Genomic DNA, 20,850 nt, shown 5'->3' on the forward strand with positions numbered 1-20,850 from the left:
CCTAAATATCTAAGATAAGTAGTTGACAGGTCTTAAATTTCAGCTGTAATTACGGAGTGATTTATCTTTACATTAGTGATTACCCATTGCTTTGCTATTTCTTTAGAAATAACAGTCCCCATTTTCCGATATACATTCTTTTTTCAAATGTTTGACCGATTTCATATGGTTGTTGAACCTGCAGTTTAATTATTCTTTCAAACTGATTTTCTTTAATTTCAATATAATGCTTATTATTCCTGCTACCTAACGAGTAGTCGATAATCTTTCCACTTATATCTATGCTCTTACTGCCCTCAAAATAAGCGTTGCTAAGAATTATAAAGGAAACAACTGTGCCACTAAAAATAAATGTCATACCTAGTGTCATAAAAAATACTCTAAAAATTGACCTTAAGGTTGTCTGTATTTGTGTTGTATAATTTTTGGTTTCGTGTTGCTTCATAAATTTCAAATAAATGAAGGAACAACTAGGGATCATCACGATTAATATCGGTAATACAAAAAAATTAACGGTCCATTTTATGGCCAGAGAAAACTCAGTAAACTCTAATAAGAAAGTGGGGAGTATCATAATCAATACAGAAAGTCCAATGACCAGATAGAAAAATATTTTAAATTGTCGCATATTTATGGCTATAGTCTGCCTAATAATAGGTTGTTACTGTGCTGGTTTTAAAATTTGTATTAATTAAGAGTATGAGTCTCGGACTATAATTCCATTAAATTATAATATTTTTTTAAGCAACAACTCAATTTCTTGAGCATGAGTTATGGTCATAAAATGACCTGCATTTTCAATCACATAAGTTGGTTTAATGTTACGAATGGGGATGATACGATCTTGGTTACCATGAATATGGATAACAGAGGAAGGGACCACGTTATTTTTCCAGTTTAAGATTTGATTGATCGCCCACTTTAAAAATTTGACATCAGTATCCTGCAATATCTGTTTGAGCATCCGTTTATCTTCTATTGAGCTGATACCAAAGAAATAATCGACCAACCTATTGTGCTGCTTTAGAAAAGCATTCGGTAGAATATAATTAAGTTTTAGAGCACCTATTATTTTGTAAAGAAAAGGCAGTTCTGATTCACCTTTAGCAGAGGCAAGCACTATAATCTTCTGCACTTTGATTATTTTAGCTATTTCCATAGCCATTATTCCCCCAAAAGAGAGCCCGACTAGTATCGGTTGGTCATCATTGATCTGCAATGACAGTCGTTTAGCATATGCTGCCATAGTTTCTTTTTTTAGCGGCGCGATCCAATCGATATGGATTACCTGAAGACCCTCAAAGTTCATTTTTGAAAATACTTTTCGGTCAACACCTAAACCACTTAATATATAAATATGACTATTGCTCATTTACCTTTCACGGAATAATATCTGATTCTTTTTTAGTTTTTAGCATTGCTAAAATAAGCAATTAGAATTGCTTATAGTTGAACAATTTCTCCAATTGATCTTAAATTCTAGAAAGTATTATAGTCTAACAAATGGAGAAAATTCCCTTTAATTAATGTGTATTGCGACAATAGTAGAAGCTAAATCATTGTAATTGTTAGCCCATTTGCCATTTGAAAAATAGTTGATCGGGTTTATTAGATAATGTGAATGAAATCTAGAAAATGAGGACATGTCATTGAACTATCTAATTGAAGATCAAAAGCTAATATTTTAACTTTTTTTATCATTATGCTATAATTATTAATCTGTATTTTTAGATTATATATTTCTAAAAGACCAATTAATAAACATGCATTGCAATAAACTGAAATTATCCTTATCGTTTTTCTGGTTTTTAATCCTTTTTAATCTTTTTGTAACTTTAATACTGACCTTACAAATGGGCGAATTAGTGGAGCGATATGGTCCACAAGTCCTCGTTTATTTTTTTTGGTTTAAAACTATTGGTAGCGTTTTATCTTTTATCGGAGAATACATTTTTAATTTCAAATCAAAAGGAGTGTTTTTGAGAAACATCAAACAATCTCCAAAACTGCTGCTTATCAGTATTTATTCATTAGATTTTATACTTTTCTTATTGCTATGCCTCTTGATCGTTCTTTATATTTAGATAGTCTCTCTTACAGTAGAGGAGGACGCATGATACTAAGCGGTCTGTTTCTTGAACTTGAACCGTCAACTATAGTTGGTTTACTGGGGCGTAATGGTACTGGTAAATCAACCTTGATGAATTGCATTTTTGGTAACTGCAAACCTGATTTTGCGTATATGAAATGTGATGGGCAGATCTTTAATCAAGGATATAAAACCAAGAATATTACTTATCTAACTCAGTATAGTTTTATTCCAAAGCACTTGACTTTATTACGTGCTATTCAATATTTTGATTTGGAAGATTCACCAATTATGGATATCGATATTGTAAAGGAGAGATTATTATCTAAAATAGGTGATCTTTCCACCGGCCTCGTTCGTTTGTTTGAGTGTTTGTTGGTCCTTTATTCTAAGGCTAATTATTGCCTTCTTGATGAACCTTTTTCAGGACTCAGTCCACTCTATATTGACATGATTAAACAACATATTTTAGCTGTAAAATCTCTAAAAGGAATACTCATTTCAGATCATTATTATACACATGTGATGGATGTCAGTGACAGATTACTTTTACTAACAGGCGGTTCGCTTAAGTCTGTACAAAAGATAGAAGATCTAGTACTGCATCAATACTTAAAGTAATTTTAATACACATTGCTTTGGACATAATTTAAGGCAGTTGTGATCATGAACTATTTTAGATAATAAATGAAATTTTTAAGGCTACTATAGTCGCGACCATTTTCAGACACATGAACTAAAGTATACCTAAAATAAAAATACTATCTTCGTTTTATTAGACAATCAATATAAACGATGTGCAAGCATGATCATCAAAAAAACTTTCGGTGTTATTTTGCTCTTACTAGGTTTGTTTCTTGCATTCGGTCTACTTAAAGATAGCAGATTGATGCTCTTTGGTAGCAAAATTAAAGCCGATGTCATTGGGATAGACAGTGTAAAAAACAAGCGATTCGGATACGTACATTATCCGATCCTCCAATTTAATTATAAGCAACAACAAGTTCGTTTAGTAAAGGATTTAAAGAGTGTTGATCCCCAAAATGTACCTGCTCATATGGAAATATATTATGCAGAAGACATTGGTGTTAGTGATGGTTTCACCGTTACCTATGTTATCTTTTCTATCATAAGCATCATCATGATCATCTTTGGGATCATCGTCATTCGCACTAAACATCTTTTTTAGTCAAAGAAAGCATTACAAACTCTTCGCTTAACTTTAAAATTTAAGTTCATAAACTTGGGTACGTCTCTAAGAATGAATTATTCAGACAACTTATACGTCTCTATTAATGCTTCTGCGATAGGAACATCAGCAGGGGCTAGATTCCATTTTAATAAATCTGGAACTTTGATCCATTCTATTTGATCATGATCCACTAATTTGATTACAGCATCTTCAGTTTCGCAGCGATAGGATATCAGTTCAATTGTCTTTAGATCGTACTGATGGATGACTGTTTTAAAATGATTTTTAACTGTCACCCTCAAATTTAGTTCTTCTTGAAGTTCTCTCGCTAAGCATTCCTCATAAGTTTCACCTTCCTCCAATTTCCCACCAGGAAACTCCCAGTATCCACCTAGAGATTTCTCGGGTTTTCTACGGCAAATCAAAATTTGTTGATCCTTTATAATAAGACCGCATAATACTTTAGTTATACCCATGAGTTTATTTATTATTCCAATATTAATTTTCTTTTTTAACCTGTATTAGCATCATGTCTTTTTTATTTTCGAAGTGGTATTCCTTCGGAGTATGAGCGATTCGCTAAATATTAGGGGTTGATCCACGTCCAAATCACAGCGCTAACCAAAAAGTAAACTGCAAACGCAGCGATAGCGACACCGATTGCTTTTAAATATTTAAGGCTTTTACTGTCATCATTTCTTAGTAATTGTATATTATATATATAACCAACAGCTCCAATGAGACCGCCTAGCGCTCCACCGCCAATAAATACGATTGAAAAGGGAAGTATAACCAGTATAGCTTCATACCATTTAAGTTTCTCTACGATATTATATTTATTGTTATCGATTACCAATACAGGTACAATGTCAGGGTATGCAGGTTTAGCGTAGGCCTTTACGATCTCGCCATTGCTATCTGGTATTAGAAAGGGTTTTCCTTTTTCAGTTGATCGCTCAACAGCCACATGGTCTTTGTATATAATCTGTTTACCCGTCCAAAAAGCGATATCGAGTTCAAAATTTGATTCCGGGAAGCCAGGTAATGAAAATTGATGTTTCATTGAATGTTATTATTAATACTTTAATTCTAGTGTCGTTCTCAGAATCTTTATTGGGATCGACTGTTTTAGCTCTTCAGCCATTGCTATTTTTTGACCAAAATCTTTTCCTGACACAAAACGATAGAAGTTATGCTCAGTAAGCATCCAAGTAATATGGTTGCTTTCATTATTTAGCGTAATCATTAATCGGTTGATAAAATGGCGTAACCATAATTATCAGACCAGCCCGATTTTAAGGGTAATAATTTTCGTGTGTGTGCTTCTCGCAACATTCCAACCTTTTCTAATACATGAATAGAACCCGTATTTGCCACAGCACAACCAGCTTCTATTCTGTGAAGGTTTAAATCGTCAAAGCCAAAAGATATTATTCTTTTTAAACTTTCTGTTGCGTAACCTTTATTCCAAAATCTGGGATCCAATTTGAACCAGACTTCCGCATTTTTATATTTCTCTTTACCTAAAGTAATTCCGATTAACCCGATAAATTCGTTTCCTTGTTTTTGTTCAATAGCAAATACGTATCTTTTGTTTTCTAAAGTCCAGCCCGCAACAATTTCCCTTGTTACCTCTATATCTTTAGGAATTCCTAGCGTATTGAATTCATCGGTTTCAGCTAAACTGTGTAAACGGTGAATATTTTCTATATCTTTTTCTGAAATTGGTCTTAAATTTAATCTTTCAGTATTAAAATTTAATTCTGTCATTTTTGATATCTATTTTGTAATTCTAGCTGGACTATTTATTTAATTATATTGCTCTTTATTGAACCTCTGCTTATGTAGGTTACACTCAATTCGGGAAAGCACGATGTGAAGCCAGACTTAATATAAAAAATGCTAACTCTTTACAGGTTAATATCAGCTTCATACCATCCCTTTATGGCATTTGCTACCGACTTCATTTTATCTGATTCAGAGATAAATAATCCGCGATCTTTTAATTGTTGAGCTTGCTCCTCTATCGTGAATGCTTTCTTTTCATACATGGAATGTGTTTAAAAAAAGGTCTATAAAGCAAAAGACACGCCCTGGGACGCTGTTCTTATGTGTAGCGTGGCGTGTACTGTTCGTTCAAAGGTAAACATCGATTCTCTATTTTACAAAAATAAAAGTTTAATGATTATAAATATCATAGATCTGCAATGAATAAATCACTCATGATAGTTGAATCATGTTTAAAAAACAATTTATTCAGAAGAAAACTATGCGCTTTATCAAAGATAGGCTGGTTCACTTTTTTACATAGTAGCTGAAACCGGGGATTTTTTGAAGGTTGTTCATACACTAACTTTGATTAGATATTTAAAAATTAAACAACACGACAAAATAACTATATAGATGAACATCGAGGAGTTAGAAAATTTATTTTATTCAGGTGATCTCGCACTATGTATAGAAGAAGGAGAGCAGCATCTTAAAAATCATCCTGACGATACAACGGTATTGTTTTTAATGGCTATTGCACATTACGATTATGTTTACCCTGGTCACCCGGAGCTTGTCTATGACACGATGAATCAATTTACGGTTCCTTATCTTAAGAAAATTATAAGCCTTGAGCCCGAAAATTCAGAAGCATTACAGCATATACTAAGTTATGCATTGAATAACGATTATAATTTAGCTTATATTAATCTTTCCAAAAGACACATCACGTCCGAAAATAGGAACGATTATATCGGTTATGCACAACGTTTAATTCAAGATCCTAACCATGCAACATCTGGTTATGATTTCTTAATTAGGATTTATGAATCTGTCGGAGAAAAAGCGGCTGTTTTGAAAACGTTGGATGAAGCAATGGCTTTCTTTACCACATATTTTACAGCAGATAGAGAACAGCGTGATCAGTATAACGCGATCTTTCTGATGAAGAAGATTTATCTGCTACAGGAAAATAAATTAATATCTCCCGATGCAATCATTCAGGTTATAGCAGATCATATACAGAACATTGCCAGTGATGATGATAGCGACTACCTGTATCTTGCAGAAATAGCTTTTGAAAATGAAGATATGGCCTTGACAAAAGCCATCTTATTGAAATTGATCAGAGGTGTAAATAGTAAAGAGGATGTTTTAGATGGGCTAGTGAAATGGCACCAACGTTTCGATAAGCTGATTAAGAATGGACTTGTTGATGATGACGTGTTTTATTTCCAGTTAATCGTGGAGCGTAATTATTTTGAGAGGATGCATATAAAGGCCGATTTTTATTATCATCACGCACTGAGGCTGTTGGATACGCATTCCGATAAATTTTCGCTGTATCATTTTGCAGGCACCTATTTACATGAAGCAGCACGGCACGCAGAGGCATTACCACTGCTGAGCAAAGCCCTAGAAATTAAATCGGCATCCATAACCTGGAGACGCTATTTTATATCCAAATATTTAGTAACAGGAGCAATCGATCTGGAACTTCCAACATTTGAAGATTTACCTCGGGACCTGTACAATGACGGCGTTGAACTTAGCGAATTTATTACGGAGGAAATTACAGATCCGGAAGATCTTGCGTTGTTTCAAGCGATGTTATCGGGTCTTTATGAACAATCTTTTCATGCTTTCCAGGCATATTACGAAGAAGGTAGTTATGAAAGTGACTATCTCGGTAGCAGACACAATTGGGCCATGTGCTGCAATAACTATAGTATAGAACTTATTAAAAATGGATGTTATGGGACTGCAGTCGATGTGATCCATACTGGTCTGCAAAATAGTGAATTTGAGGAACTGCATCATACTTTATTAGATGCACTAATAAAACAAGAAAATTATGTCGATGCAAAAGCTGCGTTAGCAAAATTCTTTCGTACTTATACAGCAGAAGATTCAAACTTTTATCTATATCTGAAACATCAAGCCGATTATTTAGTTGTCAAGAATGGCTTGGGGGAGACTGAACATATTGCTGATGAAGCACAGGAATTGCTATCTAAAATCTATCAACACTATATCGTGAATCCAGATATTTCCGATTATGATTTTAGAGATTATGAAGCCGCGAAAAATACTGTTGAAGGATTGCTATACGATATTTATGACGACGAACGACATGATGTTAAGATCGCTTATTATACGCATATTATTGAGCAGTATCCGCATGAAGCACATGCACCCTATGTGCTGATGCAAATTTACAATGAACTGGAAGACTATAAAAACGTCAACCATACAGCTCGATTATACTTAGCCAATAAGAAGGAATTTATTATTAATGCCTTTGATAAAGCAAAAACGTTGTATATGATTATGAAAAGTCATTATTTCATGGAGGAGTATTCAGCAGGAATTGACTTTTTCACAGCACAGGATGCTTATTGTGACGAAACATTTGACGCGCCGGAATATCTACAATGGTTACTATATGGTATCAAATTATTTGCAGCAGACAATCAACTGGAACCCTTGCTTAGGTACTCCAATAAATTAAAGCATATTTATGAGACCGAAGATCGGGGATATGATGATACCTCCGAAGAAGTTCATCTGTTAGTGGCAAAAGCTTTGTATGTCAGTGGCGATTTGAAGCAAGCGCATCAACATCTTGACATTGTATTGGGCTATAGTGATCATGTTGCTTTGGCAGATGAGTACAAAAAGACTTGGAAAAAACCAGGTTTATTCTCAAAATTATTTTAGTGATCACGTTGTTATCGTTTTTTTACTGAAGCTAATTCCATGACAAGCAGTGCTAAAAAGTACTGCTTGTATCGTCAAGAGATGAACGTGAAAAATCGATTTCAACTGCAATGTAATTGAAGAAAGTGGGTTTACCTTTAGCAGATATCGCTAAAAACACAGAAGTTACACGATGTCAAAATCTCCACCGTACTTTTGATCATAGCTTGGTTGGTATCGATCAAGATTATTATATTTTGATTTCAAAGCCTACAAGAAAACTTGGTGAGCATAACTATAGTCTTCAAGAATTGGAAGGTACTAAATTTTGTCACCAGATAATCTAGCATGGTAGAGGAGGGAAGTGGTTAAGAAAGGATAGATATTTAGTAATAAGTCCTTAAAACAGATTAAGCAAATAAATGCATCTGATTTCCATTGTCATAGGGATTATAATAGCATTAATATATTCCTATTAATGTTAGAAATCTGTATATTTAAAATTGAAATAAATAGTATATTAATTTATAGGATTATTCTTGTTGCGCAATAATTTGTAAGGAAGAATTAAATTGATAAAATACGAATACTGCAATAGGTTAAAATTTAATAGGGTTTATTTTATCATCCCATTGTTTAAATTTAATTAAGTACAAAAATTCGGTTTTAAATGGCTGAATTTCGACCTCATCGTTTTGTGGATGGAATTTTAAAGATGCTTATCTAGTTTAGTTCTATAAACTAATTTAATATGAGCATAAGAAGAATTTCCTTCGTATTATTTTTTTCATTGACATCTGTTTTACTATTAAAAGGGGGCTCCATAAAAAAAGTAGAAAATGTAATATCGCAGAGAACCGGATTAGATAGCGTTATATTCTATGGGAAAATTTTAGAACAAACAACAGAAAAGGTAATCCCATCTGCGACGATTCAAGTAATCTCTATCAATGATAGAGAAATTATCGATAGATTATCATCTGATCAGGAAGGGAGATTTCAGATGCGCAAAGTTCTTAGTGATTCAATATTACTTAAAATTTCACATGTCGGTTACGATAGTTTGGATTTTTTTTTAAAAACTTCGTCGATCTCAAAAGAGCCTTTAATAATTAAGCTTTTTCAAAAGAGCCGAACCATTGATGAGGTTTCTATAGTATTAAAAGCTCCAATAGTAGAAGAAAAAGATGGTAAATTAATTTATAACGTTGATGAAACCAATAATTCGAATAGTTTTACCGCAGACGAATTACTAAGAAAAGTACCATATGTTAGCGTTGATTTTGATGGGGAGGTCAAACTACGTGGGAGTTCTAGCGTGAAAGTATTCATTAATGACAAACCTTCTACTCTTATTGCTGGATCAGTTTCGGATGCATTGAAATTAGTTCCCGCAAGTATGATTAAACGTGTAGAAGTCATTACAAATCCAGGCGCTAAATATGATGCAGAGGGCACTGTCGGCATCATAAATATAATAACAAAAAGAGAGCTTAAAGGCATCAATGCATTTGTGAATGTTTCGGCAGGCTCAATTGGAAATGCGAATATAGCAGCAGGCGGCGGTATAAGTAACACGAAGTTTTCATCAAATGTTTCTTTAACTTCCAATTATTACAGGAATAAAATTCATTCCGAATTAGAGAGAAATAGTTATGGAGATCAAACACAGTATTTATTTCAAGAAAGTGATATAAGGGCCATTGGACGGTCTTACGGAGCCAATCTATCATCAAGCTATAACTTCTCTCATAAAAATATTTTATCAGCCGGAATTCAGGTGAATGATGTTAATAATGATAGGTATGAGGATATCAGTTTTTGGTCCTCGGTTAAAGGAGTGGGAACGGGTGCAAATTCACGATCTATAGATAATAAGATTAAAAAACCAGTTTATTCTTTACATCTTGATCACAATTTGAAGTTGAAGGGTGACAACCACACTTTGATTTCATCGATTATATTAAGTTCATTGGATGATAATAACCATTATTTTCTTAATCAAGATCGTGCTTATGATGATAGAAGTTTTAATTTGCAAAAGCGTAAAGAACTGTCGGCACAAATAGATTATTCGAAACCTCTTTCTAAAAGAATCAATCTTGAATTAGGAATGAAATATATTGGAAGAGCTTTTAACAGCTCTTCGCTGATGTCGGCATTCGATAATGCTAGTCAAAGTTTTGAACTTATGGACAGTTCATTGAATGAAATGGATTATGATCAGCAAATTATTTCTGTTTATAACAGTTACAATGTTTCACTAGGAAAAGGTTTCCTATCCAATACAGGATTACGTTACGAAAGAACAATAAATGATGGAAGAGTGGATCGTTTGCATTCTTTCGAAAATGATTTTCGTAACCTTTTGCCAAGTTTGTCTTTCGTAAAATCTTTTGGGAAGACTAAGCAGTCTATACGATTAAGTTATAATCAGAGGTTACAGAGACCGGGTATTACATTTCTAAACCCCTTTATAAATCGTGCTGATGTCAATAATGTTCGTTATGGAAATCCAAACTTGAAACCTGAAAAAAGTCATCAAATAGAGGTTGCATATTCAAATTTCTCAGTTAACAAATTATTTTTTACACTGTCACCTTTTTTTACAATCGTGAATAATTCTATTCAAGAAAAAAGAGATGTAGGTTCAGATGGCTCAACCTCTGTTACCTTTCAAAATATAGGAAAAAGTAAATCTTTAGGAGGGAATATTTATTTTTCATATCAGGATTCTAAATTTTCTATTGCACCAAATTTAAACATTTTTTATAGGAAACTTTCAAGTGATGCTTATTCCAACAAGGGGCTTACCATGAACGCCAGTATATTTGCTTCTGCAAAATTCAGTAAAGGTTTCTCATTAGAGTTATATTCGAACTATAATACGAGAGAAATTAATTTACAAGGGTATTCAGATGCGCTTTCGTATTCAATGATTGGTGTCAAGAAAAATATAATAAATAAAAGTTCAAGTATTTCCCTATCGATGTTACAGCCATTTCATAAAAATGTAAAATTATATACTGAAGTTTCAGGATATAATTTTAATCAAAATTCTACAATAATAGCACCAATACGACAATTACGTCTAAGTTTTCGTTATCAATTTGGCAAAATTAAAAAGAGTGCGAAACAGGATGATTCGGATGTCATTGAAGACAAAAACGCTGGAGGTACAGCCATCCCAGTTAATTAAAAAGTTAAATAATTAGAAAATTAAAACTATAAAAGCTATTCCATAATACAAGATTCAATGAAGAGATTTTTGAGTACATATTTTAGGGCTTACCTGTTTGCTTTTTTATTGTTTGCCATTATTCTATCGAGTGAAGTTCAGTTTAGTTCCGAATATGTGTTGGGTTCTATCTCCGACTTCTTTCTATCCATCTTTCCAAGATCTTTAATTTATAGTATTCCAGTGGCATTTTTAATGTGGTACTGTGGACAATTTGATTTTCAAAAGCCTAAGCTTAATAGATTAATACAAATTGTAGCATTTCTCTTAATTGGTGTGGCAGTTACAGTGCTCGAAAAGCTGTTGGAGTATTATTTGGGAATTTGGAATGTTAAAGAATCTTTTGGACTTTTTTTAACTAGCCGTTTCTTTCCCACGTGGCTTGGATTAAACATCTATTCTATAATTTATGGTGCAGTAACTTTATCTATCTCAAATATGCGCAGAAATGTTCTATTACAAGAGCAACTTCAAACTGCCAGTATCAATGCGATAAAAGCCCAGTTAGAACACCATTTCTTATTTAATAATCTCAATACTCTTTATTCTCTTATAGATGATACTAACCCCAAAGCATTGAACTTTTTACATAATCTTTCCGAACTATACCGATATCTTTTAAAGAACGCTGACAACCAAACTGTATCATTAGTGGAAGAGCTTTTGATCGTAGAGAAATTCATTAAGATGACACAGGAAAGGTATGGTTCCAATTTGATAGTTTCGATAAATTATTCACACCAACTTGATGATAAGGCTGTTATTCCTCCTTTGTCAATATATAATCTTGTTGAAAACGTAATAAAGCACAACATTATTGATGATAGTCATCGCGTGAGATGTACGATTGATTTAACATCCCAATTTGTGGTTGTCTCAAATAATATGTTTGGTAAAAGGTATTCTTATATGAAGGAAAACAGTGGGATTGGTTTAGCAAGCTTAAGAAAAATATATGCAATGCTTTCAACAACGAAAGTGGAAGTGGATATCATAGACAATTTCTTCATTGTCAAAATTCCAATATTACAATCCCATCAAACCAATGGAAAAATTAAATTAATAGCATATGAAAATTGTAGTCGTTGAAGACGAAATCGCTGCTTACAATAATATTGAAAGACTAGTTCGAAATGTTAAAAGTGAATCTCTTTCGATTGTAGCGTGGCTGAAAAGTATTGAGGAAGCTGAAAAATGGTTCATGCTAAACGGTGAGCCAGATTTATTATTGTTGGATATCCAACTGAGTGATGGCTTAGTATTCGAACTATTTACAAATTTAGAGATTAATTGCCCTATTGTATTCACTACGGCGTTTGATCACTATGCTATAAAAGCATTTGATTATAATGCATTGTCATATCTATTGAAACCAATTTCACAAACACAGTTTGATGATATGATTAAAAAGGTATTTCAAAACAGTTCAAATTATAAAATCGATAATTCTTTGCGTCGGTTAATTACGCAGCTCGATACTTATAATTCTAAAAATATTTTACGTGAACGGTTTCTCCTTAAAAAAGGTGAAAAGTATTTCGTGGTTAAAACTTCTAATATCCGTTATATATATATAGATCATTCCGTGATACTGGAAACGCTCGAAGGTGAGCGGTTTATTTTAGGAAACACACTTGACGAGCTTGTTAATCAGTTAGATCCCTTGAAGTTTTTTAGATGCAACAGACAAGTAATCGTTAATGTTGATGCCATAACAATAGTAATACCTTATTTTAAAAATAGTTTATTATTAAAGCTGGATACAAAGACCGACGGTGAAATCGTAGTTCCTAAAGATAAAGTAAGAGCCTTCAAACTCTGGATGGATAGATAGAAAATAGGAAAAAGTTACCTTATTTATTTATAAACAAATTGTGATTATTTTCCATTTACAGTAATTTTGACTTCATTTCCTTCATGTAGACCACTCACACCTCCGCCAGTATATTTAACAGTATACTTTCCCGGTTTGATCGTATAGTTTTTTGCAAGGTTATATACGGTACTGACGCAATCATGTGGTTGCACTAGAATATAACTTTCTGCAGGAGGTGGCATCACCCTTCTTGCCATCGGACCAGTAAACTGCGTTTCTATTCCCTGTTCATCGATAATCTCCATATATTTTCCTAACATCGGTTCAAAGGGTGTTTCCCATTTACAAAAACGCTGTACCGTGTCTGAATGGTTGAACACCGAGAATGATAATAGTACGGAATCTGTGGAAAAATTAGGGTCAATCGCTTGTAGTTGAGTCTCCAGAGGAATTAACGTTGACGTATCACGTTTAACTTCAGTTGTGTCAGAAACATTTTTTTGATTTTGACAGCCCGTAACAAATATAGCTGCAAGAATTAAGAAAGAGAAGGGACGAATCATATGTATATATTTAATTATGGGTAAATACTGACTAGCAGTTAATGGATTTGGTTTTGCCTGTTATATCTAAATAAAAGAGATTTATGATCATTCCAAGCAATTTGCAGTAGATTTAAATCTGTATTTTGTCAATATGTGATACGGTTTTAATACAATTGCCGCAGATTGGCAATTAACATCTCGGTTAGGAACTGATTCCGGATCAGGATTAGTGGATGCTTTTGATCGTATTGTGAAATTTTTCTCCAAACATTTAACCGGCTTCTCCGCTATGAGATAAGTTCGATTTTCTTTGATGTTATCCTTCGTTGAGCCTTCTGGACCATCCTCAAAAGACCACGCAGTACTTGTACTGTAAGTGAAAAATAAAGTGCTGTCCTGTACAAAATAACGATCTACAGCCTCATAATGATCATACTCATTATATCTGTGGACAATTAGTCTAAGGTTACCATTTTTTGTAAAGTAACCCACCGTCCCATTTTTTTCATCTTTGCAAGAATATTTAAAGGTCGTGGAATCCAATTGACCATCTTCGAGTTCTTTATTGACAGCTGCATAAGCCTTTTTTATAGCATCGATATTAAGAAGAGGTGTATGCTCTTCTGCTGATCTTGTGGGTGACAGTGTTTCAACTTTATGCATAGTTGTATTTGTTTTGCTTTTATCAGAACCTGCTCGATCTGTACATGCAATAACAACACATAAAATGATCAGAGGTAGCAACATCTTCTGCGATGGAAAGATCTTAAGTATTTTACGAGTTTTCTGCATATTGACGGAGTATCTATTTATATCGATAAAATGCTCAAATGATATTATAAGATTATAACAATCCTGATATAGAAATGTTCATCCCCCTCCAGTATAGCTATGAGGCAGACTTTGATATCGTAGCTAAAGATATCCGTTCAAATGTGTAGAAAGAGAACCTGTCTATCTCGGGGAGAAATAACTTATTTGAAAAAGCTATCGGTCAGCAATGAGGTAGTTATTGATAAACTACGGCAAACAACATACGAGATTCGATAAAGAAATGTATAAGTATAAATAGATTAAATATACATTTTCGGCAATCTAACCCATATGTTGGATCTGCTCATGCTCAAATAATGAGTAAACCGTTAAAATTCCAAAATCGGCCTTAAATTGGATTAAACCTATATTTTACCATTATTCATCTATTGGATCATTTATATAGTGTAAAATTACACCTTATTTTACTAAGTTGGTTTAAAATATAACTAAATTGTGTATGGTAAGATATACATACAAAGATGGAAAAGGAAAATCAAATTACAGCAGATAAAATATTTGAATTGTACGGAGAGTACATTTTGAATCACGGCGAGCGACCAAAAAATATTTACCTTTTTGCAAAGGACAATGATTTTGAAGAAAAAGACTTCTACGATTATTTTACAAGTTTCGAGCAGATTGAAAAATCAATGTTGGTCAATCTTTTTGAAAAGTCCGTAGCATTGGCCTCAGAAGTTAATATTTCTGGTAAGATTACGTCGAAAGAAAAGCTTTTGAACGTATATTTTATCTTTTTTGAAAACATGACGATGAACCGTTCGTTGGTTTTGATGATTCTGGGGAATGACAAATTACATGCTGCAAAAATTTCAGATCAACTCAAAGAAACGCATCGAAATTTCATCAAAACACTCGATTTTAACGATTGGAGCATAATTAAAGAATCAAAAGATGATGTGAAAAATTTTCATGACAAGGCTAGAGAAGAAGCATTTTGGCTTCATTTGGTTTCTGCCATCGAGTTTTGGAAAAAAGATACCTCGCCATCATTCGAAAAAACAGATATTTTCATTGAAAAAACAATTGATACAGGTTTTGAATTGATGGATAATGAACCATTGCGAAAAGTAGTTGACCTTGGGAAGTTTTTATTCAAAGAGAAATTTAGAAAAAGTTAAATGACACATCTGCATTAAAATCCTACTATTTTTCAATCAACATGATGGAAATTCTTGACGTCTATTAGCAATGAAATTTTAAAAATGAAAACACTCCATAAAATACCGACAGGAAAGTTAGAAAGAACGAGCAGTTTGCTGAAAGCAGGCGCCAAAGTTGGCGTTAATTACATCAAATATTACGGAAATAAAATTACAAAGGATAAAGATGAAGACGAAGCTCGAAAAACTTTAAATGAAGATAATGCGACCGATATTTACGATTCTTTAAAAGAATTGAAAGGTTCTGCTTTGAAAGTTGCTCAGATGCTGAGCATGGAAAAAAATATTCTTCCGCAAGCCTATGTAGAAAAATTTTCTTTATCTCAATTTTCTGTTCCGCCGCTTTCCGGAGCTTTAGTAAAAAAAACTTTCAGAAAGTATTTCGGGAAAAATCCGGAAGACTTATTTGATGAGTTTACAGATGAATCTGTTAATGCAGCAAGCATTGGACAAGTTCATAAAGCCAAGAAAGATGGTCAAGACCTTGCAGTCAAAATTCAATATCCTGGCGTGAGGGAAAGTATTTCAAGTGATCTGAAAATGGTTAAACCGATTGCGATGAAGATGTTTAACATCAAAAAAGAGGGGTCGGAATCGTATTTTCAGGAAGTGGAAAATAAATTGTTTGAGGAGACAGATTATGATCTGGAACTGAAAAGAAGTCAGGAAATTTCTGAAAAATGTGCTCATCTTCCTAATCTCGCTTTTCCTACATATTATCCAGAATTTTCCTGTGAAAGAATCATCACGATGGATTGGATGAACGGAAAGCATTTCTCAGAATTTACAAAACTAGATAATTCTCAGGATGATTTGAACAAGATCGGACAGACACTTTGGGATTTTTATATGTACCAGATGCATGTTCTGAAGCAGGTGCACGCCGACCCGCATCCCGGAAATTTTTTGGTTTCCGCAGATAACAAGTTACTTGTCATTGACTTTGGTTGCATCAAGGAAATTCCGAATGACTTTTACAAACCTTACTTTGAATTGGCTGAACGTAAGAATCTGGATAATCCTGAGTTTTACAAAGAAAAATTATATGAGCTTGAGATCTTGAGTGATCAGGATACTGCAGAGGAACAGGAATTTTTTACTAAATTATTCTACGAATTACTGGAATTATTTACAAGACCTTTCAATGTCGTGAATTTTGATTTTTCTGATGAAACTTTCTTTCAGGAAATTGCAGATTTAGGTCAGCGGTATGCGAAACTGAGTAATATAAAAGGGATGAACACCAACAGGGGGTCGAAACATTTTATTTATCTGAACCGCACATTTTTTGGATTGTACAATATGATGCACGATCTGAAAGCGCAAAATATCGTCATCAATCAATATAAAAATTTTATATAATTAAAAACAAAATAGAGTGTTCCCAAAACGATACAAATTTTTAGGAACACTCTATATTTTATAAATTTACTTTTCTATCTAAAATCCTGCTCGTAATTTTATTAGCAAGTGGCAATAGAAGTAGTACGCAAGCGTAAACTATAGGCATTGAAAAAAACCATGATTTAAAAAGTTCACCAATCCAATTTTCATCTAAAACCTCATCAGTAACACTTGATAAAACGGACATTACAAAAGTTGTCGGCAGAACTACAAAAAAGGTACTAATTATTCTATAGCGTCTATGTTTCTTAGAATTTACCATTATCATTTTTTCGTTTTCCAGTTTCAGGTATTGCTTCAACAACATCCCAATGTTCTACAATTTTATCTTCTTCAATTCTATAAAGATCATAGAAAGCAACGTGTTCTCCTTTAAAAGTACCTTCACTTAATACTAGGACAAAATTTCCTTCCCCAAGCACTTTATGTATTTTCTTATAAATTTGAGGTTTCCCATCTTCCTGCCATTGATTCAGCATATTTAAAAATTCTTGTACCCCGTCAGCCATATACGGATTATGTTGAATCAATTCATCTTCCTTGAAATAATTTGACACCAAATCGATTTGTCCATTAACAAGAACGTTTTGAACAAAGTCTTTAACAAGTGCTTTGTTAACCTCCGTTTTATGATGATCTTTTGCCTTGGTCTTTCCGTCGGTCATTGTTCTTCCGCTTTTATTCAGTTTTTTTGGATTTGATTGAAGATTATCCCAATGTTCAACACTTATTCCATTTTCAAACCGGTGTATATCAAAAGCCACGGTGGGTTCAAAAAGAAAATAATCTACGTGAACAAATCCATAATCTCCATCTTGAAACTTACGAACTACATTTGTATAAACTTTATCCATTGGCATTTGATCATGCAATCCCAAAATTGCTTTTAAACCTGTTGCTACATTTGGATTGTGTTGTGTATAGGAGGTCGGACTGATCAACCCTATTTCTGCCAAAGTTTCAGTTTCAATGCTATTTTGTATAGCTTCAGCTTTGTCTCTATTTGATAATTCCATTTTTTTTAATTTTAATGATTAATTATGAGCAAATGTACTGACCTTATACATGCGGTAAAATAAGTGAAAAAATATTGCTATAGGGATAATTTTATCCCTATGTCACTGAGAACGAAATATGTCGTAAATTTATTCCATAAAATAGAATAGCAATGTACGAGAAAAAAATACCGAAAGATTTTAGTTGTGGCATGAGCATTACTTTTGAGATTATTGGAGGTAAATGGAAGCCCTGCTTAATTGATTCCATCAATCGAGGAATACGAAGACCGAGTGAACTCGCGAAGAAACATCCGCTTGCGAGCAAAAGAGTTTTGAACTTACAACTAAAAGAGCTGGAAGCATATGGTGTTGTAAGAAAAGTTATTTATCCGGTACTTCCTCCTAAGGTTGAATATTTTTTAACAGAAGTAGGCGAATCGCTTTTACCTCTTGTTGATATGATGGAAAACTGGGGGAGTGATTTTATGAATGATTTTTACAAGAGACAAGAGCATGTAAACTCTGAAACTATTCTCATGGAAAGATGATTTGCGGACTTGGTTAAAATTGTCACCACGAATAGCTTATTTTAGAACATCCATATATTATTCAGTATTAAGCCTATAAAAATAGTCGAATAGTTATAATGAGTTAAAATATTTGTAAAAATTTCGAACTATTAAAGTGTTATTAAAACTCAATATTATGAACGAAACTAAAAAAAATACCGAAAAGTGGAGTATGCTTAGTCATCTTTTTAAACAAATAGAGATTCCTGCTAAAACTACTCTTCTTCAAGAAGGTGAAATTTCCAAAAGAATGTTTTTCGTGGAAAAAGGTTGTTTACGAACTTGGATTAATAATAACGGAAAAGATATAACAACTCAATTTTTCTTTGAAGGTAGTGGTGTGTCGTCTATTGAAAGTTTTATGACAAACAAACCCAGTCTATATAGTATAGAAACGATTGAACCCTGTGTGCTACAAACTATTACTCAGAAAGAATTTCAAGAAGCATTAATGAGTTTACCGGATATTAAAGATAATATACTTGAACATCTATTTCAACGGCTTCTACAAAGTCAAAATCTTTTTTTTTCCTATTTAAAAAATTCACCTCAAAAAAGGTACGAAGAACTTATTAAGCAACATCCACACATTATTCAACGTATTCCGCAACATTATATCGCATCCTATTTAGGTATAACTTCTGTTTCATTAAGCAGGATACGAAACAGACGATAAGTTCATTTACTCACCGGTTTTTTGATTATCTTTTGTGTTCGTGAATCGCTTTGCGATTTCTTAACAATTGTTATCGTCCAACGATTTGCTACTTCTCAACTTTGCAGAGTAAAATTTGACAAAGTAAAAAATGAGAGTAGTAATAGTATTTAATCATCCCTATGAAGGAAGCTTTGGAAACGCAATCTTAAATGCTGTAACCAAAGGGCTTACAGGTGCAAATCACGAAGTTGATCTGATGCATCTTGATAATGATGGATTTAATCCAGTAATGTCAAAGACAGATTTGAAAGCATTTGTCGATCACAAACCTGTGGATCCACAAGTAATAGACTATAATGTACGTCTGGAAAAAGCAGACCACCTAATTTTCATTTTTCCCATTTGGTGGGATCTGATGCCTGCAATGACTAAAGGATTTGTTGATCGAGTTTTTACTCCAGGAGTTGTGTACGACCATCATCCACGGGGTTTTGGTTTAGTACCACTTTTAAAAAACTTAAAAGGTGTGACAGTAATTACAACCATGAATAAGCCCAACATAATTTACTCCCTGCTTATTGGTAACTTAATTAAGAAAGCAATGATAAAAAGCGTTTTCAAAACGATGGGTTACAAAAATCTTAAATGGATTAGCTATAATATGGTAAAATCAGTCGGTCAGGAAAAAAGGGTGAAATGGTTAACTGATATTGAAATCAGGTTTTCAAAATTTAATTAATAAAACCTTGATGTCATGAAATTAAACAGAAACTATATTACACCTTTTATTTCCTTAGTTTTCCTTGTAGTTGGAATATCTGGCTTCTTGATGCTTTTTCATTTATTTGATGGTTATACAGAAGTTGTACACGAAATTTTAGGTTTATTTTTCATTATATGTACCATTTTCCACATCATACTCAATTGGAAAGCATTAAGAATATATTTCAAAAAAGGTGTCTTTTTTCCAGCTCTATTAGGTGTATTAGTCCTATCTGTTATACTAATTATCTCAGAAAGGATGTCACCTCCCATAGACTTAATCATTTTCAATAAAATGGTAAAAGCACCTATCAATGATGCTTTTAGGGCGTTAGATGTCAATTATGAAAAAGCATCTGAAAAACTGAAAGAAAATGGATTATCAATTGAAGAAGCTACCACAATAGAAGACATTTGGATTAACAATGATTCTAATCCAGAAAAAGTAATTGATTTGATTATGGAATAAATGGATTTGTTGTCCTTTTTTTTTCCAAATAACCAACCAACGAAAAGAGATAATATTAATTAAACGACTAAGACTCGGCACTGAACATTTTAATAATAAAATGCTTAAAAATAGACACTTATAGTCACATTAACTTCAACATTGCTGTGCTGATTATTTTGTGCGGATATTAAATAGTTTATTCTCCGCTTTTATTGCGGTAAATAATGCTTGTATTTACCGCATATACTTAAGAAGCGATGGCAGTCTATATACACGAACGACATAATTGGACAGTTTTCCAATGGGAAGACCAGAAGATACATCACCTTTTATCAAGCTCATGAAAAGCCATTCTGCCAAGAATGGCTTTTATTTGTTAAATATCATCATCAATAACTTTTTAATGTTATTTTAGGAGGAGATTAATGATAAACCATTATGC

Annotated in this window: 25 protein-coding genes; 14 read left to right on the plus strand and 11 right to left on the minus strand. The window is 33.2% G+C overall.

What is annotated here, in order from left to right; all coding sequences use genetic code 11:
- Positions 1-94 precede the first annotated feature (94 nt).
- The gene (locus HCX49_RS01685) at positions 95-445 is read right to left on the minus strand and encodes a hypothetical protein (RefSeq protein WP_168125925.1); all 351 of its coding nucleotides are present in this window, start codon (positions 443-445) and stop codon (positions 95-97) included.
- A gap of 13 nt (positions 446-458) precedes the next feature.
- Between HCX49_RS01685 and HCX49_RS01690 the strand changes: the two genes are divergently transcribed.
- Entirely contained in the window at positions 459-605 is a 147-nt protein-coding gene (locus HCX49_RS01690; RefSeq protein WP_156169672.1) for a hypothetical protein, read from the plus strand.
- Positions 606-727: 122 nt separating this feature from the next.
- On the opposite strand, the gene HCX49_RS01695 is transcribed toward HCX49_RS01690, so the two are convergent.
- Positions 728-1,372 (minus strand): alpha/beta hydrolase, encoded by a 645-nt coding sequence (locus HCX49_RS01695; RefSeq protein ID WP_168125926.1) that lies wholly within the window; start codon positions 1,370-1,372, stop codon positions 728-730.
- A 741-nt stretch (positions 1,373-2,113) separates the two neighbouring features.
- Between HCX49_RS01695 and HCX49_RS01700 the strand changes: the two genes are divergently transcribed.
- The gene (locus HCX49_RS01700; RefSeq protein ID WP_021190181.1) at positions 2,114-2,710 is read left to right on the plus strand and encodes an ATP-binding cassette domain-containing protein; all 597 of its coding nucleotides are present in this window, start codon (positions 2,114-2,116) and stop codon (positions 2,708-2,710) included.
- A 184-nt stretch (positions 2,711-2,894) separates the two neighbouring features.
- Positions 2,895-3,278 carry a hypothetical protein gene (locus tag HCX49_RS01705; RefSeq protein ID WP_132771168.1) on the plus strand — a complete coding sequence of 128 codons (384 nt, stop codon included), beginning with the start codon at positions 2,895-2,897 and terminating at the stop codon, positions 3,276-3,278.
- Between the two features lie 77 nt (positions 3,279-3,355).
- On the opposite strand, the gene HCX49_RS01710 is transcribed toward HCX49_RS01705, so the two are convergent.
- From HCX49_RS01710 to HCX49_RS01730, 5 genes are all read right to left on the minus strand, one after another.
- The gene (locus tag HCX49_RS01710; protein WP_132771169.1) at positions 3,356-3,757 is read right to left on the minus strand and encodes a (deoxy)nucleoside triphosphate pyrophosphohydrolase; all 402 of its coding nucleotides are present in this window, start codon (positions 3,755-3,757) and stop codon (positions 3,356-3,358) included.
- Between the two features lie 110 nt (positions 3,758-3,867).
- Positions 3,868-4,344 (minus strand): hypothetical protein, encoded by a 477-nt coding sequence (locus HCX49_RS01715; RefSeq protein WP_168125927.1) that lies wholly within the window; start codon positions 4,342-4,344, stop codon positions 3,868-3,870.
- Between the two features lie 12 nt (positions 4,345-4,356).
- Positions 4,357-4,527 (minus strand): hypothetical protein, encoded by a 171-nt coding sequence (locus HCX49_RS01720; protein WP_021189888.1) that lies wholly within the window; start codon positions 4,525-4,527, stop codon positions 4,357-4,359.
- A complete protein-coding gene (locus tag HCX49_RS01725) occupies positions 4,527-5,051 on the minus strand; it encodes a GNAT family N-acetyltransferase (protein WP_168125928.1) in 525 nt (174 codons plus the stop codon). The genes HCX49_RS01720 and HCX49_RS01725 overlap by 1 nt, the downstream gene beginning before the upstream one ends.
- Positions 5,052-5,191: 140 nt before the next feature.
- Positions 5,192-5,332 (minus strand): hypothetical protein, encoded by a 141-nt coding sequence (locus tag HCX49_RS01730; RefSeq protein ID WP_168125929.1) that lies wholly within the window; start codon positions 5,330-5,332, stop codon positions 5,192-5,194.
- Between the two features lie 352 nt (positions 5,333-5,684).
- Here HCX49_RS01730 and HCX49_RS01735 point away from each other — a divergent pair, with 352 nt between their 5' ends.
- The 5 genes from HCX49_RS01735 to HCX49_RS01755 all read left to right on the plus strand — a co-directional run bounded on the left by HCX49_RS01735 (position 5,685) and on the right by HCX49_RS01755 (position 13,042).
- Positions 5,685-7,991 carry a hypothetical protein gene (locus HCX49_RS01735; protein WP_168125930.1) on the plus strand — a complete coding sequence of 769 codons (2,307 nt, stop codon included), beginning with the start codon at positions 5,685-5,687 and terminating at the stop codon, positions 7,989-7,991.
- A 116-nt stretch (positions 7,992-8,107) separates the two neighbouring features.
- On the plus strand, positions 8,108-8,317 hold the full coding sequence (locus HCX49_RS01740) for a hypothetical protein (RefSeq protein ID WP_168125931.1): 210 nt from the start codon (positions 8,108-8,110) through the stop codon (positions 8,315-8,317).
- A 404-nt stretch (positions 8,318-8,721) separates the two neighbouring features.
- Positions 8,722-11,169 (plus strand): outer membrane beta-barrel family protein, encoded by a 2,448-nt coding sequence (locus HCX49_RS01745; RefSeq protein ID WP_168125932.1) that lies wholly within the window; start codon positions 8,722-8,724, stop codon positions 11,167-11,169.
- A 57-nt stretch (positions 11,170-11,226) separates the two neighbouring features.
- Positions 11,227-12,297: a sensor histidine kinase gene (locus tag HCX49_RS01750; protein WP_168125933.1), complete on the plus strand. Its 1,071-nt coding sequence runs from the start codon at positions 11,227-11,229 to the stop codon at positions 12,295-12,297.
- Positions 12,278-13,042, plus strand: a complete 765-nt coding sequence (locus HCX49_RS01755; RefSeq protein ID WP_168125934.1) for a LytR/AlgR family response regulator transcription factor — start codon at positions 12,278-12,280, stop codon at positions 13,040-13,042. Before HCX49_RS01750 ends, HCX49_RS01755 begins: the two co-directional genes overlap by 20 nt.
- 44 nt (positions 13,043-13,086) lie before the next feature.
- On the opposite strand, the gene HCX49_RS01760 is transcribed toward HCX49_RS01755, so the two are convergent.
- Positions 13,087-13,587, minus strand: coding sequence for a protease (locus HCX49_RS01760; RefSeq protein ID WP_168125935.1), 501 nt, complete (start codon positions 13,585-13,587; stop codon positions 13,087-13,089).
- Positions 13,588-13,674: 87 nt separating this feature from the next.
- Positions 13,675-14,361 (minus strand): hypothetical protein, encoded by a 687-nt coding sequence (locus HCX49_RS01765; protein WP_168125936.1) that lies wholly within the window; start codon positions 14,359-14,361, stop codon positions 13,675-13,677.
- A gap of 503 nt (positions 14,362-14,864) precedes the next feature.
- Here HCX49_RS01765 and HCX49_RS01770 point away from each other — a divergent pair.
- On the plus strand, positions 14,865-15,524 hold the full coding sequence (locus HCX49_RS01770) for a TetR/AcrR family transcriptional regulator (protein WP_168125937.1): 660 nt from the start codon (positions 14,865-14,867) through the stop codon (positions 15,522-15,524).
- Between the two features lie 84 nt (positions 15,525-15,608).
- Entirely contained in the window at positions 15,609-16,928 is a 1,320-nt protein-coding gene (locus tag HCX49_RS01775) for an ABC1 kinase family protein (protein WP_168125938.1), read from the plus strand.
- Between the two features lie 58 nt (positions 16,929-16,986).
- Here the strand turns inward: HCX49_RS01775 and HCX49_RS25760 are convergent, their stop codons facing one another.
- Complete coding sequence (locus HCX49_RS25760) at positions 16,987-17,277, minus strand: DUF2798 domain-containing protein (RefSeq protein WP_410528497.1); 291 nt, start codon at positions 17,275-17,277, stop codon at positions 16,987-16,989.
- Complete coding sequence (locus HCX49_RS01785) at positions 17,219-17,986, minus strand: nuclear transport factor 2 family protein (RefSeq protein ID WP_168125940.1); 768 nt, start codon at positions 17,984-17,986, stop codon at positions 17,219-17,221. Before HCX49_RS01785 ends, HCX49_RS25760 begins: the two co-directional genes overlap by 59 nt.
- 152 nt (positions 17,987-18,138) lie before the next feature.
- On the opposite strand from HCX49_RS01785, the gene HCX49_RS01790 reads away from it, so the two are divergent.
- The 4 genes from HCX49_RS01790 to HCX49_RS01805 all read left to right on the plus strand — a co-directional run bounded on the left by HCX49_RS01790 (position 18,139) and on the right by HCX49_RS01805 (position 20,426).
- On the plus strand, positions 18,139-18,516 hold the full coding sequence (locus tag HCX49_RS01790) for a winged helix-turn-helix transcriptional regulator (RefSeq protein WP_168125941.1): 378 nt from the start codon (positions 18,139-18,141) through the stop codon (positions 18,514-18,516).
- Positions 18,517-18,673: 157 nt separating this feature from the next.
- Positions 18,674-19,213 (plus strand): Crp/Fnr family transcriptional regulator, encoded by a 540-nt coding sequence (locus HCX49_RS01795; protein WP_168125942.1) that lies wholly within the window; start codon positions 18,674-18,676, stop codon positions 19,211-19,213.
- Between the two features lie 130 nt (positions 19,214-19,343).
- Positions 19,344-19,934, plus strand: a complete 591-nt coding sequence (locus HCX49_RS01800; protein WP_168125943.1) for an NAD(P)H-dependent oxidoreductase — start codon at positions 19,344-19,346, stop codon at positions 19,932-19,934.
- A gap of 15 nt (positions 19,935-19,949) precedes the next feature.
- Positions 19,950-20,426, plus strand: coding sequence for a DUF4405 domain-containing protein (locus HCX49_RS01805; RefSeq protein ID WP_168125944.1), 477 nt, complete (start codon positions 19,950-19,952; stop codon positions 20,424-20,426).
- Positions 20,427-20,850 lie beyond the last annotated feature (424 nt).

Origin of the sequence: Sphingobacterium sp. B16(2022) (assembly GCF_012030425.1) — a bacterium.
GTDB lineage: Bacteria > Bacteroidota > Bacteroidia > Sphingobacteriales > Sphingobacteriaceae > Sphingobacterium > Sphingobacterium anhuiense.